This is a genomic window from Archangium sp. (genome assembly GCF_036389735.1).
Lineage (GTDB): Bacteria > Myxococcota > Myxococcia > Myxococcales > Myxococcaceae > Archangium.
In genome coordinates, this window is the sequence record NZ_DASVWK010000228.1 from 1 (window position 1) to 4,106 (window position 4,106).

Annotated in this window: 3 protein-coding genes; 2 read left to right on the forward strand and 1 reads right to left on the reverse strand. The window is 69.0% G+C overall.

The window, feature by feature from the left end; all coding sequences use genetic code 11:
• Positions 1-1,380, forward strand: a 1,380-nt coding sequence (locus VF794_RS08410; protein ID WP_331108666.1) for an NADH-quinone oxidoreductase subunit M, incomplete at its 5' end; no start/stop codon positions are given.
• Positions 1,381-1,395: 15 nt separating this feature from the next.
• Positions 1,396-2,955 carry an NADH-quinone oxidoreductase subunit N gene (locus VF794_RS08415; protein WP_331108667.1) on the forward strand — a complete coding sequence of 520 codons (1,560 nt, stop codon included), beginning with the start codon at positions 1,396-1,398 and terminating at the stop codon, positions 2,953-2,955.
• A 70-nt stretch (positions 2,956-3,025) separates the two neighbouring features.
• On the opposite strand, the gene VF794_RS08420 is transcribed toward VF794_RS08415, so the two are convergent.
• Complete coding sequence (locus tag VF794_RS08420; RefSeq protein ID WP_331108668.1) at positions 3,026-3,856, reverse strand: GNAT family N-acetyltransferase; 831 nt, start codon at positions 3,854-3,856, stop codon at positions 3,026-3,028.
• Positions 3,857-4,106 lie beyond the last annotated feature (250 nt).

Below are 4,106 nucleotides of genomic sequence, written 5' to 3' on the forward strand. Positions count from 1 at the left end.
GTCTTCCTGGGGCCCCTGGTGGTGATGGCCTCGCAGACGTACATCACCGAGCGGGTGAAGGAGTTCCACCTGTCGCTGCTGGTGCTTCAGACGGTGATGATGGGCGCGCTCGTCTCCATGGACGTGCTGCTCTTCTACATCTTCTGGGAGGCCATGCTCATCCCCATGTACCTGCTGGTGGGTGTGTGGGGCGCCGAGGATCGCCAGATGGCGGCGGTGAAGTTCTTCCTCTACACCCTGGCGGGCTCGCTGCTGATGCTGGTGGCCATCGTCGCCCTGTACTTCATCAGCAGCACGCCGGGTAACCGCTCCTTCGACTACGCCACCATCTACAACAGCCTCATCTCCGCCAACCGGGAGATCTCCACGTGCATGGGCGCCGGTGACTGCACGCAGCTCACGGGCATGGCCAGCATGCTGCACCGCTGGGGCCCGTGGCTCTTCGCCGCCTTCGCCCTGGCCTTCGCCATCAAGGTGCCGATGTGGCCCGTCCACACGTGGTTGCCCGATGCCCACGTGCAGGCGCCCGTGGCCGGCTCCATGATCCTGGCCGGCGTGATGCTGAAGATGGGTACCTTCGGCTTCTGGCGCTACGCCATCCCGTTCTTCCCGGTGGCCACGCAGCAGGCCCGGCCCTTCCTGGCCGCGCTCGCCGTCATCGGCATCGTCTACGGCGCGCTCATGTGTCTGGCGCAGCGGGACATCAAGAAGCTCATCGCCTACTCGTCCGTGAGCCACCTCGGCTACTGCATGCTGGGCATGCTGGCCCTCACCAACGAGGGCGCCACCGGCAGCGCCTACCAGATGCTCAACCACGGCGTGTCCACGGGCGCGCTGTTCCTCCTGTTCGGCTTCATCTATGAGCGGCGCCACACCCGCCTCATGTCCGACTACGGAGGCATCGCGCGGGTGATGCCGGTGTTCACGACGGCCTTCATCATCATCACCTTCTCGTCCATCGCGGTGCCGGGCACCAACGGCTTCGTGGGCGAGTTCCTCGTGCTGCTGGGCACCTTCAAGAGCAACCTGGGCGTCGTCATCGGCTCGCTGGCCGTCCTGGGCGTCATCCTCGGCGCGGCCTACATGCTGTGGATGGTGCAGAAGGTGTTCTTCGGGCCCCTCACCCACCGCGAGAACCAGCACCTGTCGGACCTCAGCCTGCGCGAGTTCGCCACCGTGCTGCCCTTCCTCCTCCTGGTGGGGGTCATGGGTCTGATGCCGCAGCCCTTCCTGGACCGTATCAACCCGTCCACCGAGCGGTTCATCACCCGCGCCAACCTGGGCATCCCCGGCAGCACGGTGCAGCCCGGCGAGGTGCAGATCTCCGTGATGGGTCTGCCCACCGCGGACGTGGCCGCCGCTCCCACCGCCCAGCGCTAGTCGAGAGTCATAACCATGAACCTGCCTACCCTGACCTCGGCGGACTTCCTCCCGCTCATCCCCACCATCATCCTGGTGGTGGGCGCCTGCGTCCTGCTGCTCTCGGAGGTGTTCCTCACTCCGACCTCGTCGCGCGGCTACCAGGCGGTGCTCGCGTCCATCACCTCCGTCATCGCCGGCATCGTGTCGCTGTCGCTGCTCACCGAGCCGGCGCGCGAGGTGTTCCTCGGCTTCGGCGCGTTGGATCCCTTCTCCAGCTTCCTGTCCTTCATCGTCTGCGTGGCGCTGGCGCTGGCGACGCTCTCCTCGGCCGGCTTCCTGCGCAAGCGTGGTGCCGAGCGCGGTGAGTTCTACGCGCTGATGCTCTTCGCGGGCGCGGGCATGAGCCTGCTGGGCCTGTCCAACGAGCTCATCACCCTCTTCGTCAACATCGAGGTGCTGTCCATCGCCACCTACGCGCTGACGTCGTACCTGCGGCGCGGCACGCGGCCCAGCGAGGCGGGCTTCAAGTACTTCATCCTCGGCGCCTTCTCGTCGGCGGTGCTGCTGTATGGCTCGGCGCTGCTGTACGGCGCCACCGGCACCACGCTGCTCTCCGAGATGGTGCAGCCGCTGCGCGCGGCCATGGGCAACAACGCGGCGCTCGTCTACACGGGCGCGGTGCTGGTGGCCGCCGGCTTCGCCTTCAAGGTGGCCGCGGTGCCCTTCCACATGTGGACGCCGGACGTGTACGAGGGCGCCCCCACCCCCGTCACCGCGCTGATGAGCGCGGGCGTGAAGGCCGCCGCCTTCGTCGCCCTGGTGCGCGTGTTCGTCACCGTGGGCAGCGGCATCAACGCCAAGCTGCCCTTCGCCATCTTCTCCACCCTGGCGCTCCTCACCATGGTGGCGGGCAACCTGCTGGCCCTCCCGCAGCGCAACGTCAAGCGCATGCTGGCCTACTCCTCCATCGCCCACGCCGGCTACCTGCTGCTGGGCGTGGCGGCGCTCTTCTCCACCCAGTCCGGCCAGGAGTTCCACCTGCTCGGCACCACCGCCCTGGTGGGTGCCAGCCCGGAGCTGGTGGCCCGCGTCGACGCCCTGCGCGGCATCCTCTACTACCTGCTCGCCTACACCGTCACCGCGGTGGGCGCCTTCGGCATCATCTCCATGCTGGAGCGCCGCGAGGACGAGGAGAAGGGCACCGCCTGGGACCTCGAGCGCTTCAGTGGCCTCGCGCAGCGCCGGCCGGGTTGGGCCTTCGCCATGGCCGCCTTCATGCTGTCGCTCGCCGGCATCCCCCCCACCATCGGCTTCCTCGCGAAGCTCATCCTCTTCCGGGCCGCCGTGGACGCGGGCCTCGTGGGCCTCACCATCATCGGCGTGCTCTCCAGCGCGGCCGGCGCCTATTACTACCTGCGCATCGTCGTCTACATGTACATGCGGCCCGTGCCCGAGGGCGCCCAGGTGCTGGAGCGCAACTGGATGACGGAGCTGGCCCTGGTGCTCTCCACCGCCGCCGTGGTGGTGCTGGGCATCATCCCCGGCCCCCTCACCGAGTGGATCGCCCAGGCCGGCACGCTGTTCAGCCGCTGAGCGCCCCGTCTCGGGGAAGGACCGACGCCCGGGCGAGCTCCGCCCGGGCGTTTTCGTTTTTCGCAGGTGGCTACTCCGGCAGCGGCCCGCGCATCGCCAGCGTCTCGAGGACGACCCGCGCTCCCGCCCCGCGCAGCAGCGCCTGGAGCGGCTCGTCCCCCGTCACCACCCGCAGCTCATCCACGTTGCCCAGCTCCAGGAAGGCCTCCTCCAGCAGCGCTCGCGCGTGCGCCGGCGTGGCCGCGAAGAAGGGCGCCAGCACGCCCGCGTAGGGGCGCAGGTCCATCAGTCCCAGCCGTCCCGCGTCTGGCCGCTCCGGGTGTGACAGGCGCCGCAGCCGGTGCGTGGGCTGCGTGGCGAAGCGGGCCAGCTTCCCGGGCACCAGCTCGAAGGCCTCCGTGAGCCGGGCGAAGTCCGCCTCGACCACCGGCACCACCTCGAGGTCCTCGGGGGCATTGGGCAGGGCCGCCAGGTGCCCACGCGACAGGCGCCATGTGCGCTCCAGCCGCCCCGCCTTCATCCCCACCGAGGTGTACAGCGCCACCGCCGGAGCGTTGTCGGGCTTCACGTACAGCATCCACTCGCGGCAGCCCCTCGCCCGGAAGTGCGCCGCGAGCTGCTCCATCATCCACCGCCCCAGGCCCCGTCGCCGCTCACCCGGCGCCACCACCACGTTCACCACATAGCCGGTGTCCCCCAGCACGTCGACGAGGGCATACGCACGCGGCCCCTCCGGCCCGTCCACGAAGAAGGAGCGCTTCACCAGGTCCGCCACCCACACGTCCAGCGGCGGCGGTGGATCCTCCACGCCCAGCTCTCCGAAGAGCCGAGCGAAGTCCGCGTGGTCCTCCACCCGCCCTGGCCGCAGCGCCAGTGCCTCACCGTGTGGTGCGTTCCGCATGTCGGAGAGCCCCTTCTCCGCGCCGATGAACAACCAGGCGCGACTCACGGAGCGTATAAAAGAAGGCGGCCCGGCACCCTCAGGAAGGGGACCGGGCCGCAGGTCTTCTCAAGAAGCTCACCGGAAGGTGCTGAAGGGGTGGGGGGGAACCACTTCAGCCTCGCTTCGACGTGCTCCGTGTTTACGCCTTAGCACTCGTCATGCCAGCCCGTCCCCGCCCCGAAAGGCCAGTGGTTCCAGCCACTTGGAC

Bases quoted from the DNA above. Each gene is read 5' to 3' on its own strand.
- VF794_RS08420 (WP_331108668.1), bottom strand. From the start codon at position 3,856: ATGCGGAACGCACCACACGGTGAGGCACTGGCGCTGCGGCCAGGGCGG.
- VF794_RS08415 (WP_331108667.1), top strand. From the start codon at position 1,396: ATGAACCTGCCTACCCTGACCTCGGCGGACTTCCTCCCGCTCATCCCC.